Origin of the sequence: Psychrobacter pacificensis (assembly GCF_900101915.1) — a bacterium.
In the GTDB taxonomy this organism is placed as follows: domain Bacteria; phylum Pseudomonadota; class Gammaproteobacteria; order Pseudomonadales; family Moraxellaceae; genus Psychrobacter; species Psychrobacter pacificensis.
Genome location: NZ_FNAL01000001.1, coordinates 268,632 through 287,827, shown reverse-complemented (window position 1 = coordinate 287,827; position 19,196 = coordinate 268,632). Strand labels below are relative to the sequence as shown.

The 19,196-nt window shown below is 43.3% G+C and carries 13 protein-coding genes; 6 read left to right on the top strand and 7 right to left on the bottom strand.

Going from position 1 to position 19,196, the window contains the following annotated elements:
- Positions 1-29: 29 nt before the first annotated feature.
- The 6 genes from BLR43_RS01220 to BLR43_RS01195 form a co-directional block, all read right to left on the bottom strand.
- Positions 30-392: a response regulator gene (locus tag BLR43_RS01220; protein WP_058025789.1), complete on the bottom strand. Its 363-nt coding sequence runs from the start codon at positions 390-392 to the stop codon at positions 30-32.
- A gap of 62 nt (positions 393-454) precedes the next feature.
- Entirely contained in the window at positions 455-2,665 is a 2,211-nt protein-coding gene (locus BLR43_RS01215) for an ATP-binding protein (protein ID WP_093067790.1), read from the bottom strand.
- Between the two features lie 12 nt (positions 2,666-2,677).
- Positions 2,678-3,550 carry a substrate-binding periplasmic protein gene (locus BLR43_RS01210; RefSeq protein WP_093067785.1) on the bottom strand — a complete coding sequence of 291 codons (873 nt, stop codon included), beginning with the start codon at positions 3,548-3,550 and terminating at the stop codon, positions 2,678-2,680.
- A gap of 353 nt (positions 3,551-3,903) precedes the next feature.
- Positions 3,904-5,163: a multidrug effflux MFS transporter gene (locus tag BLR43_RS01205; RefSeq protein WP_093067781.1), complete on the bottom strand. Its 1,260-nt coding sequence runs from the start codon at positions 5,161-5,163 to the stop codon at positions 3,904-3,906.
- 301 nt (positions 5,164-5,464) lie between these two features.
- Positions 5,465-6,277 carry a crotonase/enoyl-CoA hydratase family protein gene (locus BLR43_RS01200; RefSeq protein WP_093067777.1) on the bottom strand — a complete coding sequence of 271 codons (813 nt, stop codon included), beginning with the start codon at positions 6,275-6,277 and terminating at the stop codon, positions 5,465-5,467.
- A 209-nt stretch (positions 6,278-6,486) separates the two neighbouring features.
- Positions 6,487-9,954, bottom strand: a complete 3,468-nt coding sequence (locus BLR43_RS01195; RefSeq protein ID WP_093067772.1) for an ATP-binding protein — start codon at positions 9,952-9,954, stop codon at positions 6,487-6,489.
- A 573-nt stretch (positions 9,955-10,527) separates the two neighbouring features.
- On the opposite strand from BLR43_RS01195, the gene cysM reads away from it, so the two are divergent.
- The 6 genes from cysM to BLR43_RS01165 all read left to right on the top strand — a co-directional run bounded on the left by cysM (position 10,528) and on the right by BLR43_RS01165 (position 18,586).
- Positions 10,528-11,484, top strand: coding sequence for a cysteine synthase CysM (gene cysM / locus BLR43_RS01190; protein WP_201587605.1), 957 nt, complete (start codon positions 10,528-10,530; stop codon positions 11,482-11,484).
- Between the two features lie 27 nt (positions 11,485-11,511).
- The gene (locus tag BLR43_RS01185) at positions 11,512-12,336 is read left to right on the top strand and encodes a 3'-5' exonuclease (RefSeq protein WP_093067765.1); all 825 of its coding nucleotides are present in this window, start codon (positions 11,512-11,514) and stop codon (positions 12,334-12,336) included.
- A gap of 62 nt (positions 12,337-12,398) precedes the next feature.
- Complete coding sequence (gene rlmD / locus BLR43_RS01180; protein WP_083328877.1) at positions 12,399-13,952, top strand: 23S rRNA (uracil(1939)-C(5))-methyltransferase RlmD; 1,554 nt, start codon at positions 12,399-12,401, stop codon at positions 13,950-13,952.
- A 380-nt stretch (positions 13,953-14,332) separates the two neighbouring features.
- Positions 14,333-16,870 carry a RelA/SpoT family protein gene (locus BLR43_RS01175; RefSeq protein WP_071002292.1) on the top strand — a complete coding sequence of 846 codons (2,538 nt, stop codon included), beginning with the start codon at positions 14,333-14,335 and terminating at the stop codon, positions 16,868-16,870.
- A 55-nt stretch (positions 16,871-16,925) separates the two neighbouring features.
- Positions 16,926-17,855: a bifunctional DNA-formamidopyrimidine glycosylase/DNA-(apurinic or apyrimidinic site) lyase gene (mutM, locus tag BLR43_RS01170; protein ID WP_093067761.1), complete on the top strand. Its 930-nt coding sequence runs from the start codon at positions 16,926-16,928 to the stop codon at positions 17,853-17,855.
- Between the two features lie 290 nt (positions 17,856-18,145).
- Complete coding sequence (locus BLR43_RS01165) at positions 18,146-18,586, top strand: hypothetical protein (RefSeq protein WP_093067758.1); 441 nt, start codon at positions 18,146-18,148, stop codon at positions 18,584-18,586.
- A 113-nt stretch (positions 18,587-18,699) separates the two neighbouring features.
- Here BLR43_RS01165 and mscL read toward each other — a convergent pair whose 3' ends face one another.
- Entirely contained in the window at positions 18,700-19,143 is a 444-nt protein-coding gene (gene mscL, locus BLR43_RS01160) for a large conductance mechanosensitive channel protein MscL (RefSeq protein WP_093067752.1), read from the bottom strand.
- Positions 19,144-19,196 lie beyond the last annotated feature (53 nt).

The window sequence follows — 19,196 nt, the reverse complement described above, 5'->3', positions numbered from 1 at the left end:
ATGACATCTGCTTTAATCGATGAATGGTATTAGTCTTGCATCAGCTCATACAAAGACTCCACGAGCTCCTCTTCTGAGAAAGGCTTGCACAAGAAACCACTGGCACCTAGTGATAAAGCTTCGATGCCAGTGGCCTTATCAGACAACGCTGATACGACCAAAATACGCACATCAGGATCAATCGCAATGATTTTTTCGATACATTCAAGACCATCCATTTGTGGCATGGTCAAGTCCATCGTGATCACGTTAGGACGATGAATGTTAAATTTTTCAATGGCTTGAACGCCACTAGTCGCTGTTGCAACCAGCATAAACTTTCCTGAATCGTATGCGCGCTGAATACGGTTTCTGATAATATTTGAATCATCAACAATCATTAATTTATGCATAACTTGTCTATTACCTTTAATGAAACGCTTGTCGTCCCTGACAATATGTTTAGTGTTTTTAATTAAGCTTTTGGTAACGTAATGACAAACCGTGTCATTTGACCCAGCTCACTATTTACGTTCAGCTTACCATTGTAGTCTTTTACTTGCGCTTTGATGATATCCAGTCCAACGCCGCGTCCACCATCTTCATCTGCGTTTTCTTTGGTAGAGAACCCAGAAGAAAATAACTGCTTGAGTAAATCGCCTTGACTGAGCTGGCTTGCTTCTTCCTCACTAAAGCGACCTTCTTTGCTTAGCTTATTACGGATGCTGTCATAGTCGATACCTTGGCCATCATCTTGCACTACTAGTATGAAGTCTGAACCATTGTCTTGTACTTCTAAGTCAATCGTACCGACTTCAGTCTTACCAGCAGAATGACGAACACCTGGGGTTTCGATACCGTGCACAACTGCGTTTCGTAGTAACTGGATACTGATTTCTTTAATTGGCTTGGCAAGATGCTCTGGTATGTGAGTTTGCGCCAGTGTCGTGCTTTTTAGCTGTACTTGCTTGCCTTGTCTAGCGGCAATCTCTTTTGCAAACTCATTGTAAAAAGACAGTCGATCATCATTGCTTTCACCGTCTAGATCAATATCTAAACCGCCATCAGTGCTGATGCTACTCGCTGGCTGACTATTTACCGCAGCTGTTTTTGCCACGCTGTCTTTTAAAGTAGAATCGCTTAATGGGGCTTGCGTATTGGCTGTCGCCGCTTTAGGCGGTGCTGAGCGGTTAATACGTTCACCCAAGGTCGCAATGGTATTTGATAGACTTAGTAAGTCGTCTAAGTGTACTGCCAACTGTAAGAAATCATTACCCGATAGCTGGCCTTGATTTTGCAAGGCATGCAATTTGTCTTCTGCTTCTGACGCAATTTTAGTAAAGCTATGCAGTTTTAGTGCCGATGCCTCACCTTTCAAGCTGTGCATTTCACGATAGATCGCATTTAGTTTGCCTTCAAGCTCGTATTGTGAGCTACCAGGGTTTTTCAAGATGTTGTTCATACGCTCGATATGCGCTTGGGTGTTGCTAATAAACTCATTAATGATCTTTGGATTTACATTCAAGATAGTGGTTAACATCTCAATCTGCATATCGTTTTGCGAGCGTTCTTTTTCTAAACGCTGTTCTAAGTAAACGGCATCTGACACATCGTTGACGTTAACCAAAATACGCGCAATGTCTTTATCTTCATAAACACGTGAGAATTTAAAGTCTAAGAAGCGATTGTTAAGTCCTTTATCATCAGAGCTGTTATGTAGCATCACTTTGTGCAAAGGATTTAGAGAATCTACCAATTTTTCTTTAACTCGAGGATTATAAAGCTGCTCGATGAATTGCTGAGTGGTTTTAAGATCTTTGTCAGAAATACGACCACGCAAGACGTTGGTAAAGTTTTCTCCTGCTAGCCTATCAGAACCAACGATACTGTTTAGGGCGCGCGAGTGCTGCTGACCAATATTTAAGTCTTTGTCCAGTAGGAATAGACCTGTATTTACCGTTTCCATAATCTCTTGCGTTTCGCGACGAGCCGCAAATGCCTCAGCATCCGTCTCACGTAAGCGGCGTACAAAGAAGAATACGAAGATCAAGAAGTAGGCAAAAATCGCAACAACCCCAAGTGCCTGAATTAGACGAATGGTATTGGCTTGGCGTTCTGCATCATCAAACACTTCGTTGGTCAAATCATCTAATGATTCGTTCATTAGCAAACTTGAGGTTTTTGCCTGCTCTACCGCCTGAGTCAAATCATCTGATGAATCGACCAGTACGTTATCAGCATCTTTTAAGTAAGTTTCAATTCTAGGCTCAAGTAGCTGCCATTGCTCGTTTGCCGCTTGTACATTTTCTTGCGCACTACCGCTAACGCTCGGTAATTTGTACGTTTTGCCGTCAGCATCGTCGGTAATCGTGCCGCCTTCTCCGATAGCCGTCAACGTATTGTTAATCAGTGCTGTATTCTGTTCCAAACGCTCCAATACACGCTGAATGTGCGGTGAACTGGTATCTTCACCGTAACTGCTATCCAAATCGAACAGATCTTTAATAACTGACTGTGCACTATTTGCCACTTGGTTGGTCTGATCAATCAATACCGTGTTTCTTTCAAGCAAGCTTGATGTATAGAAAGTAAATACAAGTAAAGCACCGATCAAAGACAAAAACAGTGCAATCGAAATAATCAAGCCGCGATAACGTTTGTTATCTCCATTATTTATTGTAGCCATATCAAACGTCCCTTAGTTTGCTTGTTCAGTGGTGGCAGAAGCACTAGCCGTTGGACTTGTAGTCTCACCAAGCCAGCGAGCTTCAATCTCTTTAAACTTACCTTTCGCTTTTAGCTTGGTAATACCGTCATTGATTTTGTTAATGAGCTCAGTATTACCTTTTGCCATCAAAATAACCTGCTGTGCTGATGGATTGTCTTGCCCTTCATAAGGAACGATGGTTACTTTTTGCTCAGGATGGTTTTTTGCCGTATATTGCAAGATAGGTAGATCATGCAAAATCGCATCTACTTTGCCTTGCATTAAATCTTCATACAATAAAAAGGCAGTCGTTCTGGTCGAGAAGTTGTTGTACTTACCCATTTGCTGTGCTTGATCGACCTGCTTAGAGCCTTCCATTGCAGAGATGTTTTTGCCTTGCAAATCATCTAGGCTGTTAATATTTAGTTCTGGTTTTGCATACATGATGGCGGCAGGGTTAAAGAAGTAAGGCTGAGACAACCCGTACTTAGCATCACGCTCATCTTTATAAGAGATGCCTGAAATCGCTAAATCGCGACTACCCGACTCTACTGTATCGAACATGTTTTGCCAGGTTTCTTTATAAAACTCAACTTTGAACCCTTCTTCTTCGCCAAGCGCGCGAATAGAGTCAATGTCAATGCCCTGCATATTGCCATAGTCATCTTGAAATGAGAAAGGAGGCATGGTCCCTGTGGTTGCTACTTTTAAAACTGGCGCTGAATCTGGAAGGCTACTGACAAACTCCTCCTGCCCTTCTGCAGGTGTGTTCTCAGCAGCAGTACTTTCTGGTGTACTAGAGTTGCTGCATCCAAAGATACCTACGCTTAAAACGACTGGTAATATTCGGTATAGCTGCTTCATAATCTATCCTTGAGAATTAATGTGGTTATGCAATTTAATGAATGACAATCTAGAGAGGTTAAGCAATATTCCTATAATATTTACTTACAGAAAGTTACGTTAGATAATACTTACCTAACTTTACAATTGCAATAATAATGTTTGGCAGTTATATACAATTAGTTATATATACATAATAATTCATATATATCTATACAATATATATATTATTAATATTTATAGAACTTGTAGAAAAAGCTTTATCAAAAAGAAAATCTTATACACAAATTAATAGCAGACATAAAAAAGCACCCATACGCTCTAAACGTATGGGTGCTTTTTATAAGTACTTAATTTACGATGAAACCTTATACTTACTCTGCATCGTCAAGATTTAGGTTACGGTCTATCTGCCAGATTAAAAACGCACCCAAGCTCATCAGGACAAAAAGTGCAATACCGATTTTTAACACTGGATTGAGAGGGAATAAGTTTAATAATAAACCACCAAAAATACCTACTGAAAACATCAGCGAGCCTTGCAGCGCGCTTGCCATACCCGCACGCTGCTTTTGAAAAGCCAGCGCAATCGCTGAGGCGTTTGGCTGGGTCAATCCCAAGCCTGCAATACAAAAGAAAATACACGCCAGCACCAGTGGCAACCAAGCATCGGTCCCCAAAAATATACCGACAACAAACAACGTGCCTGCAGAGAGCACCTGCATCATCGTCCCAAAGCGTAATATGCTCAAGATACGAAAGCGATTGGTCAACCATTGGTTCAATTGAGTCAAACCCACAAAGCCCGCCGCATTCATCCCAAACAACCAGCCAAAGTGCGTGGCCGAGACGCCATAAGTGTCCATGATTAATTCAGAAGCTGAGCTGATATAGACAAACATCGCACCCATCAACAACCCGCCACCAATCGCAGGGTAGTTAAAGCTGGGATCTTTTAATAAATCCCAATACTGACTAAGCACCTCTTTTGCAGGACGCACATTACGATTTTCTTCGGTCAATGTCTCAAAAAAGAAAAACTTAGTAAGCAATAAATTTAGGGCACCAAAAGCGGCCAAAAACCAGAAAATGGAATGCCAATCAAAAAACTGTAAAAATAGTGCACCAAGCGACGGCGCTAATATGGGTGCTAAGCCCATGACCAAAATCATAATCGAAAAAGCTTTTGCGGTCTGCTTGGCGGTTAGGCGATCTCTAATAGCAGCTCGGGTCACCACTGCCCCTACACAAGCGCCTAATGCCTGCATCGTTCGCCCTACAAATAATACATATTCATTGTCAGTGGTCGCACAAAGAATGGACGCAATCACATATAGTGTCATACCTATATATAAAGGCTTAACACGGCCAACACGATCACTAAAAGGGCCATAAAATAACTGCCCGAATACCAAACCCAAAAAATACGCTGGCACAGAGTTGGCCATAAATGCCGTAGATACGCCAAAATCATCTGCCATTGATGGTAGCGCAGGCAGATACATATCAATGGATAACGGTCCTACCGCAACCATTAATCCTAGCATCATAATCCATGCAACAGGCAGATCAGCAGAACGTACTCGTTCGGAGGCGATAGGTTTATTTGGTAGAGAGGACTTTGGGGCAGACATAGTTAGACCATTTATATAGTGATGATTACTTAAGCGCTTGTAAGATGCATGAAATAGATATTTTTAACGACAATAGTGCATCTTTATCTAAATCTGTGCAAGCGGACAGTGTTATATCGTGCTGTCCGCTCGTATTTCAATAGTCATAAGGGACTTATGAAACAAGCCTTAACAACTAAAAACAATCAAAGTAATTACTCAAAATATGTCTGGCGTACTTTTAATCTAAGTACTTAAGTACTGAGGCCAAAATTGTCTCAGATAAAATCCTTAAGACAATATCTACCAAAATTAAAGAACATTAGCGGAACTGACGTTTGCTAAACACCGTGCTAGCTTGCTTTGCTTTTCTCAGAGCAAGTTTGCGATTGCGTCCAAGCATCATCTTAATCTGCCAGATTTTTTCTTTATATAAGGTAGTTGCAGGCTGCTCATACATCGCATTAATTACGCGTTTGCTAGCTAGCACCGCATCAGGAGAGCGCTCAGCAAACTCAGCCGCCAGCTGTCGTGCTTGCTCAAGCGGCGTTTCACTACAATGACTGATTAATCCTAATTCTTTGCCGTCAGTAGCATTAATGATGCGCGCCGTCATGGCAAGCTCTTTGAGAACGTCTTCTCGTACCACGCCAAATGCGGATTGAGTCAATCCCATGTCCGGTACCAAACCCCATTTGGCTTCCATAATAGAGAGCTGGCAATCTGGGTGGCTAATACGCACATCACAGGCCAATGCCAGCTGTAACCCAGCACCAATACAGTAGCCTTCTAGTACCGCGATGACAGGTACTGGTAGATCACGCCACACCAAGCAGACACGTTGGAATGAGCTTTGCCAAGGCTTAATCAGCTCCCAAATAGCAAAGACTTGGTTTTTTGGATGGTTTAAATCCCCTAAATCAATACCTGCACAGAATGTGCCTTCTGCACCATTTAAAATAACCGCGCGTATCGTTTTGTCTTTGCTAATGCGACCTGCTACGGCGATCAGCTCCTCGATGACTTGAAAACTCATCGCGTTTTTTTTATTTGGACGATTTAAAGTGACTGTGAGTATATTGTCTACGATGCTTACTTGTAGTGTCTCGTACTGGTAGCTTGCAACCACGTTCATAATAATCCTTATTAATGAATAAAATAACTATAGTAATGATGGTCACAATATTAGCAGGCTTAACCCTACTCTACCGTAGCAATAACTGACTGCTACGATACTGTATCAAGCGTCTGCCTTTTAATATTCGCACATTATCTGGCTGCTAGTGATCGGTATCGTATACAATTCACTTAATCCATCTCACAATAACGGTTCGATTACCTGCTCTAAATCATTTTCCACGTCATGTCATTTTCGCTCAAACGATGATAGTTGAGCTGAGGATAAGCCGATAAATCCACGTTTTGTAAATTATTCAGTGCGGTCAATAGCGCTTCATAATATGGCTCAATCATTGCAAACTGGGCAGGCGTGGTATGCTGTACATTCAATAGGCATTTATCTTCTAAGTCTTGGCTGGCCTGACGAAGCTGCGGCACTCCTGTATAACGACTGCCGCCCAATATGCGATGGGCAATTTGTGCCAACAAGTTACGATCACGAGCTTCCCAAGCTTGAGTCAGTGCTTGCTTTTCCTCGTTAATCGTATCGAGCATCATAATGATGAGCTTGGCTGCCAAATCAGGTTTGTTCGCTGAGCGGGTAAGTGCATCTTGCCAGTCTAAAATATCAGACGTATCCATTGTACTGAGGTTTTTTTGATGGAGGTTGTGATCCGTTTGCTCATATAGCCTTTTATCCATATTCGCTGTTATGTCTTTATCAGAATTATCTGTCGATTCTTTTGGTGGATACAATAATGATTCTTGCCCTTGCTTGTGTAAACGTAGGCTCTCATAGCGAGGCTGGTTCTCACGGGTGGTCTCTCGTCTATAATCGTCACGTGGCTGACTGTCACGCAAGTAGTCATCACGGATTTTTTTCAGTGATAATGGTCGAGTGACTTTTGGCGGTTCTGTGATTTCAGTCCTATTACGAACGCGTTCGTTGTCTTTGACCATCGGATAAATGGCGGTCTTTTGATCCGAGAGCGGCGTCGATTGTTCTGTGAGGTGTATATTTTCGGAGTCGGTATTTTGTAAATCGATGCTTTGCAAATTAGAAGCTTGCAAATCAGTATCAGCCAATGCCGTTATTTGCGGTGTGATGCTTTTCCGGCCTAGCCACTTTTGGAGTACTTGCAATAACTGAGGTTGGCTAATTGGTTTGCCAACGTAGTCATTGATACCGCTGGCGATAAGCTTATCACGCTCATCCGCTAGGCCATGGGCTGTCAAGGCGATAATAGGAATACGACTATCAGCCACTTCAATGCTCCGAATTTGCTTCGCTGCTTCATGACCTGACATACGCGGCATTTGGATATCCATAAATATCAAATCGATATGATTTTTATCTTGAGTAGCTGTTTTATCGTCATTTGCACTCTCTTCAGCATACAGGGAGGTGCTGGATTTTTTATTGACCTCATCGCGTGTCTCGGCTTTTGAGAGTTGCGTTTTATTCGACAGACTTTGCTTATCGTTTTTAGCAGATTTGACATTTTTGGTTTGCTGTTTACTGATAATTTCTATGGCATCAAAGCCGCTACTCGCTGTAATGACTTGTATGCCAAGCTCGCTCAATAGCGCATCAAGCACCAATAGATTTGGTAGATGATCATCAACTGCCAGCACGGTAATCCCTTTCCAGCGCGGCTCTTGTAAGCTCTTTGGCATACTGCGATTTTGTGTATCAAGCATTGCGTATAGCTGTCTTTTGTCCAATGGCTCATACAAGATATTGGCTTGATAGCGGTTAAGCAGCGCTTGGTCAGCCGCCACTTGATAGCCAAACACAGCAAGTTTGCCTTGATAATGGAGACGGATTTGCTTGAGTAACGCCATCATATCGTCTTGCGTATCATCATCAACGATGACCCAATCCCAAAAGTTGCCATGCTCTTTGAGCGACTCAAGCACCCCTGGCAATGAATTGGCTTGAGTGAGCTTAATCGGTAAGTACTGCAAGCTGGCCTTCAACACTTGTATTGAGGCCGTATGACTGATCCAAACCAAGACGTTGAACTCATCAGTCTCGCTTGCAAGCGGTGCCAATACTGGCAGCTCAATGGTCTGACCAGTTGGTGCCTCTAGCACATCGACATGGGCTGGCATACGGAACCAAAACGTCGCGCCTTGATTGGCGATGTTCTCTTGAGCGTTGTCATGAAAGCCGATATCGCCGCCCATGAGACGCGTTAATTGTTTGGAGATAACCAGACCCAACCCCGTACCACCATATTGGCGCGTGATTGACGGATCACCTTGGCTAAAGCTTTGGAACAGCATTTTTTGGTCAGCAAGCGAAATGCCTTTACCACTGTCTTGCACACTGATCATCAGATAGTTATCACGATGATCGTCCAAGCTGACCCGTACGACCACATCGCCACTGTCTGTGAATTTGATGGCATTCCCCACGATATTGGTCAATACCTGCTTGAGGCGCAGCGCATCGCCATTGATACGCATGGGCACGTCGTTATAGAACAAGACAGCCATACGTAGACCTTTCTCCGCAGAGACAGGAGAGAGCATATCAACCACATCATAAATGGTGTCATACAAATCAAACTCATGACGATCAAGCACCAACTTGCCCGCCTCAATCTTAGAGAAATCCAAAACATCATTGACCAAGGCAAGTAGGTGAGCTGAGGATTTGCGGATAGTCTGTACGTATAAATCCTGTTCAGGATTGAGCTCACCGTGACGCGCTAATAAGTTAATAAAGCCATCGATACTGTTCAACGGCGTGCGCAGCTCGTGGCTGATGTTGGCCAAAAATGCGGATTTGGCTTGGCTGGTTGAGATGGCAGCATCACGCGCATTTCGAATAGAGATGTTTTGCATTTCCATCTCATCAAATGCCAAACGCAGATCGTCTTCGGTTTGCTCGGCATGATCCTTGAGCTCCTGAAAACTTCTATGGAGGCGACGAAATGTCTTGACCAAATCTTGCTGTAATAAATTAAGCTCACCATCTGACTCTACTGGTACAGGCTGATATAAGTTATCAACATGGGTACGTTGTAATTGCAAACGCAGCTCATAGATAGGTGCAATCCAACGCTTTGAGTAAATATTTAAGCTGAGTAATAAAATCAGAATGGTAAACAGACCGGTAATCACCAGCGCCATCGCAATACGATAACGGGCGATATAAAGTGGCTCGTTGTCCATATCGACCAGTAGCCACAACGTCTGCCCCTCAAACTCACCCAACACGCTGCCATATGCCGTGCCTACAGGCGTTGGTTTTTGCGATAAAAACTTTGCTGAGTCACTGATTAGCGGCCATTTCTCGTTCAGACCATAGCCTACGGTCGCCAATACTTGATTGCCTTCATTGATAACAGCAATACGCTGTACATGCTGCTCAGACTGCATACGCCCGAGTTTATCCTGTATGCTTTCGAGCGTTGTCATCGCACTCTGTGATGCCTTATCTGTGCTGCTTTTTGCTTGCTGACGTTCTTGCTCCAACAAATCAGGAATCAGCTCTGCAATGACTGGTGTATAACGAATCAATACCGCCTCAGCCAGTGCCTCTTGCTCTGAATCGCTCGCACGCATGGTTTCGTGAAATACCAAAATACCCCCTACCGCCGCCAACACGCAGATGGGTAAAAACACCAATAGGATCAGCTGCCCATAGGCACTGCTGGTATTGAAACGTTTTTTATATGCCATGCTCGCTCTACTCTCTACGAAAATGCTGTCTGTGAATTTTGTTACGGTCTCTACGCTACCATAAAAAATGCTTAAGCTTGCTAGCTTGTTTTTTAATGATACGCCTTTTATGGCTCAAGATTATCTTAACAGGATTCTATAAATCACGTTTACCCATTCAAGGTGAATGAAACACAAACTTTGACCAATATGGCTTTAAGCAAACCTAACAAATATACATACGTTACTAAACGGCATGGTTGCGGCACCATAAAACCTGCTTTTGTCCCTAAAAAAATTGCCAGTAAAAGGCGCTTTCATCAAGTATTATTCTTTTATGCAATAAGCGCAGCTAGCAACAAAATGATATAATGACGCAACTTTTTATTTGCCACAATAGATGGTTTACCCTCATGATGAATGAGAGCGTACGCTACTGCCGTTAAGTTTTGGTTTATCTGTCACTATAAGCCAATACACAAAACGCTTGTCTCAAATGATGATCAGACAATAAAAAATAGTGATTCGATCACAGCCTATCGCCCAAAAAATATTTTAGAAAATAAATAAGGATTTCTTATGTCCGCAACGGCCATGTCAAACGCTAACTTTATCACTCACGTGACCACGCTTGCCGATTGTGTCGGTCAAACGCCATTGGTTCAATTGCAGCGCCTACCTGAACAAGAGCATATCGAAAATGGCGCCACATTATTAGCCAAATTAGAAGGCAATAATCCCGCAGGCTCCGTAAAAGATCGCCCTGCTTTTAATATGATTTATCAAGCAGAGCAGCGCGGTGATATCAAACCCGGCGACACGTTGATTGAAGCCACTAGCGGCAATACTGGCATTGCATTAGCTATGGTCGCGGCGATGCGCGGTTATCCAATGACATTACTGATGCCAACCAACTCTACTCAAGAGCGTAAAGATGCCATGATTGCTTACGGCGCGACGTTGATTGAAGTCGATGAAGGCATGGAAGCGGCGCGTGATTTGGCATTGCAGATGCAAGCCGATGGTAAAGGCATCGTACTGGATCAGTTTAATAATCCTGACAACAGTCAAGCGCATTATCTCACCACAGGGCCTGAGCTGTGGGCACAAACTGACGGTAAGATCACCCACTTTATTAGCTCAATGGGTACCACTGGCACCATCACTGGTGTCTCACGTTATCTAAAAGAACAAAATCCAGACGTCAAAATCATTGGTTTGCAGCCTGATGAAGACGCTTCTATTGCTGGCATCCGCCGTTGGCCTGCTGCATATATGCCGGGTATTTTTGACGCAGACTTGGTCGATGAGATCATGGATGTCGATCAGCGTATCGCTGAAGTTTACATGCGCAAACTGGCAAAAACTGAAGGTATTTTTGCTGGAGTGTCCTCAGGTGCAGCGGCATGGGCAGCAACGCAAGTCGCCAAAAACAATCCTGATGCCGTCATTGCCTTTATCGTCTGTGATCGTGGAGACCGTTATTTATCGACAGGTTTATACAATGTTGATGACAGTCATATCGATAATGATGCAGATAACGCAGCATAGTAAGCTTATAAAAATGCAGGATTCTTTATGTCACAAGCTCTACCGTCCGACCCTATACTAGTTTTCGATATCGAGACGGTCGCCGATATCGATGGCGCACGGCGTATTTATCCGCAGTTGGCTGCACTGAATGATGAAGACACCTTAAGCGCACTGACAGCCATCCGCATGCAGGAGGCAGGACATGATTTTATGCGCTTGCCATTGCAGCGCATTGTCTGTATCTCGGCACTGTATATCAAGGATGGTAAGTTATCGTTGTTTTCATTGACCGCGGATAAGTTTAGCGAAAAAGACATTCTTGCCAAGTTTTTTCGGGCATTCAGTGATCTTGAGACCTTGCCACAGCTCATCAGTTGGAATGGTTCAGGTTTTGACATACCTGTACTGATATATCGCGCTATGCAATATGATTTATCAGCGCCATGGCTGTTTGAAGAAGGTGAACGTATCAAAAATATGCGCTTTGATAACTACGTCAATCGTTTCCATACGCGTCATCTTGATTTGATGGACAGATTTAGTCAGTACGGTGCCAGTCGCCGCGAAGCCATGGATATCGTCGCCAGTTTATATGGATTACCGGGCAAAACTGACGTTGATGGTAGCATGGTGGGCGCGCTCGTCAGTAGTGGTGATTGGCAGACACTCTCCATCTATTGTGAGTCTGATGTGATGAACACTTGGCTCATCTATCTTCGTTGGCTACGTCTGACAGGAAAGCTGTCCTCACCAGACTTTGATGCTTGGCAACAGCAGAGCTACGACTATCTAGCACAATATACCCAAGCCGATGGTAGCCCAAGACATCAAGAGTTCATCGCTGACTGGTCATCGGCACCCAAATTATAGAAACCGTATTATTAGCAGTTTGTTATTCTCCTCTTATAGTTATTTATTATTAAGGCAGGTTTATGCAACCCACCGACTCCAAAACCTCAATAGCCAATTCTGCTCCGCAGAACGGTGTTACTCAAACGAATGATAGCCAAAAGATTGCCATTCCACCCAGCAAGAAAAAATCTAAGCCATCATCAAAAACGCGCCGTCGTCTAAAAGATGCAGAGCCGATTCCATTTAACATTGATGGTTTGTCACATGATGGTCGCGGCGTAGCCATCTATGGCAATGGTTTTGGTGTAGATGATGGCCATGCTGAAGATAAGCATGGCAAAAAAATATTTGTAAGCTTTGCTCTACCGGGTGAAAGCGCACTGGTAAAAATCACCAATAGCCGTGCCAGCTTTGAAGAAGGCGATGCAATCAGCATCACTGCCAATCCAAATCCTGAACGTGCTGTGCCGCCTTGCCCACATTTTGGTGTTTGCGGTGGCTGCAACTTACAACACTGGCAGCCAGATGGGCAGATAAATTTTAAGCAGTCCGTACTTGCTGAGATGCTCATGCATCAAGCCAATGTAGAACCTGATAACTGGCTGGCACCTGTCGTAGGTGATCGTCTTGGCTATCGCACCAAGGCTCGTCTAGGCGTGCGCTATGTCGTCAAAAAAGAAACCGCGCTGGTCGGCTTTCGTGAGCGCTCAAGTAACTTTTTGGCAGAGCTCAATGAATGCCATATCTTAGACCCACGCATCGGTTTTGAAATTGAGAACTTAAAGACGCTCATCAGCACGTTAGAGAGCCGTGACAAGATTGCTCAGCTTGAGCTTGCGATGGGTGAGCAATTGCCAGAATTGCCTGACGGCAATCAACCTGTTGCACTAATCGTGCGTCACTTAGAGCCGCTGTCAGAGGCTGATATAGACAAATTAAAAGCATTCTTTGCAGCGCGCAATTGGCAGCTATATCTACAGTCAAAAGGCGCTGATAGTATTGAACGTATCGCTTTGACAGAGGCAGATGATCTAAGCGAGCAGTTTGGTCGCCTATATTATCAACTGCCAGAATATGATTTGACCTTTGAATTTATTCCTACTGACTTTACCCAAGTCAATTTATCTGTCAATCGCCAAATGACTAAGCTGGCTTGCGACTTATTAGATTTAAAAGCAGGTGAGCGAGTACTGGATCTGTTTAGTGGTTTGGGTAATTTTAGCCTGCCGCTAGCACGTCTCGTTGGTGAAACAGGTTCTGTGGTGGGTGTCGAAGGTAGTGAGGCCATGACCAAGCGTGCGGCTGACAATGCTCGTCGTAACGGTATCAGCAATACTGAATTTTATAGTCAAGATTTGACAAAAGATTGCACTGACAAACCTTGGGCCAATCAGGGTTTTGACGCCTTACTCATCGACCCCCCGCGCTCTGGTGCTTGGGAGATTATGCAGTATTTGCCAAAATTCAACGCTGAGCGTATCGTCTACGTTTCTTGTAATCCAGCAACCCTCGCCCGCGATACCAAAGCATTACTAGAGCAAGGGTATCGCTTGACGCATGCGGGTGTCATGGATATGTTCTGCCATACTGGACACGTCGAGTCTATCGCTCGTTTTGAAAAAGTAGACAGCTGATTTTTATACGTATCTTATGATTCGTAATAGCCTCTTAAGTAGCCGTATTATGACCGCAACACTGAAACCAAGCTTGGATAATATTTTGCCCATAGCTCACGACTATTTCACATAATTAACCAAAGTCATTACAGAGCCTCGCTTGATTTGTCCTTTCAAAGTGAGATAATAGTAAACAATCTTCTTATACTGTATATCGCCGTATAAGCAGCACTTGTACTCGTAGCTTTATATATTTTACGCGCATTTTATGGCTGCTAAAAATCAGATTTTTAGCAGTTGTATTGGTTTATAGCTGGCACTTTATGAATCGTTCATTCAGAGTGTGTGCATAGTAGATGAGGTTATAATCAATTCAAAATAGCTAAGAGGAGTCGGCTATGGTAAAAATTCGTGAGGGGTTGCCGTTGGTGGATGGACAAACCACGCAGGCCGACAGTGCCACACTGGCGGCGCAATTGGTAGCGAGCCAACGCTCTCACCAATCTGCCAACAGCTACGCCCAGATTCCTCTCGATATCAAATACCAGCTGTCAACTCACAAACTACATACTACGTTTGATCGATCAGCGGCACATACTTATGATGGCCTCGATCCCGCGCTTGAAAACGAGTATCTGGACAACACCTATACGCTCTCAGATGAAGAGCTCGAATCCATTGATTTAGATCAAGCCAATATCGATGTACCCACTTGGCTCGACAATGTGGCGAAGCGTATCGGACAAGAGTCTGTACCTCATCTGAGTGCTGCTTGTGAGTTTATCCGTAGTCACATGAATACTAGCGAATCTGAGCGCTCAGGTGCTTACGTCACTGGTATTGGCATGACAGACATATTGACCTATCTCTATCAAGATGAAGATGCGCTTGTTGCTGCCATGCTATATCGCAGTGCCCGCAAATCCATCATTAGTCTTGCTGAAGTTGAGAAAAATTTTGGTGCGGATATCCTAGCCCTTGTTAAAGACACTTTAGCAATGGGGAAACTCTCAGAGATTATTGAGAGCAATAAACGCTTAGAAGATCATTTCGTCAATAATCAGCGTGACCAGCTATCAAATATTTATAGCATGCTCATTTCTGTCACCAACGACGTGCGTGTGGTACTCATTAAGTTGGCAGAGCGTACCTTTGCCATGCGTGAGTTGACGTTTTCTAGGCCAGAGCGTCAAACTCGTGTCGCGCGTGAGGTCATGACTATTTACGCCCCATTAGCGCATCGCCTAGGTATCGCGCAGCTTAAATGGGAGCTTGAGGATCTGGCGTTTCGCTACCTTGCGCCCGATAGGTACAAAGAGATTGCCAAGCTACTGTCCGAAAAGCGAAGCGAACGCGAGTCTTATATTCAGCGTGTAGAAGACAAGCTCAATGAGGCATTAGCGAATGCTGGCATTGAGGGCGAAGTATCCGGACGCGTCAAGCATATCTATTCTATTTACCGCAAAATGAAGCTCAAAGGTTTATCCTTTGACCAGCTTTATGATATTCGTGCATTACGAGTATTGGTCAATAATCCTTCAGACTGTTATCACGTCTTAGGCTTGGTACATGGTTTGTGGCGTTATATTCCTGAGCAATTTGACGATTATATTACCAACCCAAAGTCAAACGGCTACCGCTCACTACATACCGCCGTCATTGCCGAAAACAAATCGCTTGAAGTGCAGATTCGTACTCAGGAGATGCATTTTGAGGCGGAACTTGGCATGTGCGCACATGTCAATTACAAAGAAGGCCTGAAGAATAAAAAAGACAATTACTTAAATCAAAGAATCAGCTCGCTACGTCAGCTACTGTCTATTAACAACGAGACCCGTAACCAGCCGCGCTCAGCTGTCATGACAGGCGAAGAGCTAGATGACATGGAGCTTGACGAAGAAGAACAACTCGTTGATTTTGATGAGCTCGAGCGTATCTATATTTTCAGCCGTGACGGCGACATCACCGAGCTACCAAAAGGTGCAACCGTTCTCGATTTTGCCTATTATGTGCATACCCAAGTTGGTAACCGTGCACAGGCAGCCCGAGTTAATCAGCGCTATGTGCCATTGACTTATCAGCTAAAAACAGGGGAACAAGTTGAGATCATCACTAAGGCATCGCGTGAGCCCAATCGTGATTGGCTAGTCGCCTCACTGGGCTATATTCATACCAATCGCGCACGCTCAAAACTGCGTCAATGGTTCAACAAACAAGACCGTGATAAGAATATTGAAATAGGTCGTCAGATGCTTAGCAAAGAGCTTGAGCGCCTATCCGTGCATCCCAATAGCATTGACTTAAATGACTATATCCAGCATTTCCACGTCAATACGACCGATGATATTATCGTGGGGCTCGTCACAGGTGATATCGGTCTCAACCAGCTAACCAGCCATATTTCTCGGCAGCTGCATCTAGAACCCGAGATACCACCAGAGAACTTTGCACCGCACGTCGATACTAGAGATGCGAGCAAGCTCGATGCCTACAAAATCCGTATCGACGGTCTGGATAATATTGAAATCAATTTAGCAGGCTGCTGCCATCCTGTACATGGTGAGCCAATTGCCGGATACATTACCTTATCGCGAGGTGTCAGCGTTCATAACCGCGGTTGCCCTGAGTATTTGCGTTTGGTCGAGCGTGATCCTGAGCGCAAAATAGAGGCAGCTTGGCAAGTACAATCTGGTCGCTACCAGCCTGTCGATATCCACGTAGAGGCGTATGACAGACGCGGCCTGTTGCGTGATTTGACACAGATTATTGATAAAGAGAACGTCAATATCCGCAAAGTTGAAACGCTTAGTAACGATGACAATATCGCCTTTTTGAAATTTCATATCGAGGTTTCAGGGCTAGCGCATCTATCTAAGTTACTGGCGAAACTAGAGCAACAGCACGGTGTCTTACATGCTCGTCGCGCTGTGGCTTAGTTGAAATGCTAAGCTACCAATTATTCACTCAAAAATAGAGTTGTCATAAAACATCATGCCCGAATTGCCAGAAGTAGAAACCACCAAGACTAGCCTTGCACCATTATTAGGACAACAGGTGATTGATATAAAGGTCTTTGAACCCAAGCTACGTTGGGCGATGCCAGATGACTTAAGTAGTCTGGCTGACTACACGTTAGATAGCGTTGAACGCCGAGCAAAATATCTTGTTCTTAAATTTTTGCCCACAGTGCTTAATGATAATGATGCCATGGTAGCACCACTTAAGCTTTTGATTCATTTAGGCATGTCAGGTAGTTTACAGCAGCACAGTTATGGCACTGACAAACGTAAACATGATCATCTAATAGTAGTATTTAGGGATTCTGAAAATGCAAAGTCTCAGCTACATTATTACGATCCAAGACGATTTGGCTCAGTATTATGGTATGAAGATTACGGCAGCAAATTACTGGACCACTTGGGCCCTGAGCCACTCTCAGAAGATTTTACCGCAGAATATCTTTATAACGTTATTCAACGTAATAACTTATCCGATAAAGATCATAACAATACAGGCTCTAACAAAAAACCATCGACCAAACGAACACAGTCCATCGCACGAGCTATCAAATCTGTCATTATGGAACAAAAAGTCGTGGTAGGTGTCGGTAATATCTATGCGACGGAAAGCCTCTACCTATCAGGCATACATCCCGCTACCCCAGCGAACCAACTTTCATTTGACCAACTTGTTGTTTTGGTTGATCATATTAAAGACATTCTAAAAAAAGCCATTGAACTTGGTGGCTCAACGCTACGAGATTTTACAGTCGCGAGTGGTCAAACGGGTTATTTTCAGCAGACCTTAAATGTTTATGGTCGGCAAGGAGAGCATTGCCTAAAATGCGATACCATTCTAGAAAATGTTAAGCTCAATGGTAGAGCCAGCGTTTATTGTCCAAATTGTCAGCCGTTAGCTTAAGCTTAATTAGTGGTCATATGATTTCTTACCTTAACTAAAGACAAATCTGCTACTATTTTCAAAATAAATACAATCTAGTTTGATATATTTTTTTACTCACATAAGAATATCCCATGTATTCTTGTTGCTTATTGGCGTACATCTTGCTTTAATAGTGCTAGCGCTTACAAAAATAGTGCGCACTATTTATTCTTCTGTAATACTTACCCTACCTGTCGTTGCCGCGATATTCCTATATGGAGACAGCAGCAGCCATTAATCATACTAATTGTAAATTTTAGGATATCGTTATGACGGTTAAAGCCACAAACAAACGCGCAGTTAAGCAAAAGTTGTTTCCTGTCTTTACTTCCTTAGCGTTAATGGCTGCTAGTATGCAACCTACTTTTGCAGCCATAGAAATAGACGAAACTGACTTTGGCCCTTCTTATGAGACGATGGTAGTAGATACGATTGTTGGTAAACCATTACAACTGGTCAATGCTGTGGCTGGTACCGCCGCCTATATCGTGAGCCTACCCTTCTCTCTTATCGGTGGAAATGCCGATCAAGCGCAGCAAAAATTATTTGTTGAGCCTTGGGATGCTATGGGAAGATGTTTAGGCTGTACAGTTGCTGAAGATAACTATTATAAATCACAAGTTATTGACAATAATACTGTGCGTATTGTCGTTGACCAACCATCAGAGATTTTGATTAATACTAACGATTACGTGGTTGTCACGCCATAAACTACTGTGTTTGATCGTTTTTAGCATAAATCACAAAATATGACTTTGTGAATAGACAATAAAAAAGGCTAACGTAAAGTTAGCCTTTTTTATTACCACTAAACCGTACGTTATTATTTTACAATATGAGTATTACTCAATTTAGCACTGATTTCACGCAGTAACTGTACTTCTTCTGATGGCTCTACTATAGCTTCCTCTACAGCTTCCGTACGACGCATTTTATTTACTACTCTAACCATCATAAAAATAATAAAAGCTAAAATTAGAAAATTAATGAGTACAGTGATGAAGCTACCATATGCTAATACAGGAACGCCAGCTTCTTTGAGTGCATCATAGGTCATAGCAACCCCATTAGGCACATCACCCAATACCAAAAGCATATTTTTAAAGTTAATCTCGCCCCCTACAATGAAAGCGACAATTGGCATAATGATATCATCTACCAATGATTTAGTGATGGTAGCAAAAGCCCCACCAATGATAACACCAACTGCTAAGTCCATCACATTGCCTTTTAGAGCAAATTCTTTAAATTCTGAAACCATACTCATTGTATTCTCCTCAAAAATTATCTATAGGCGTATAGATATTTTATATAATCAGT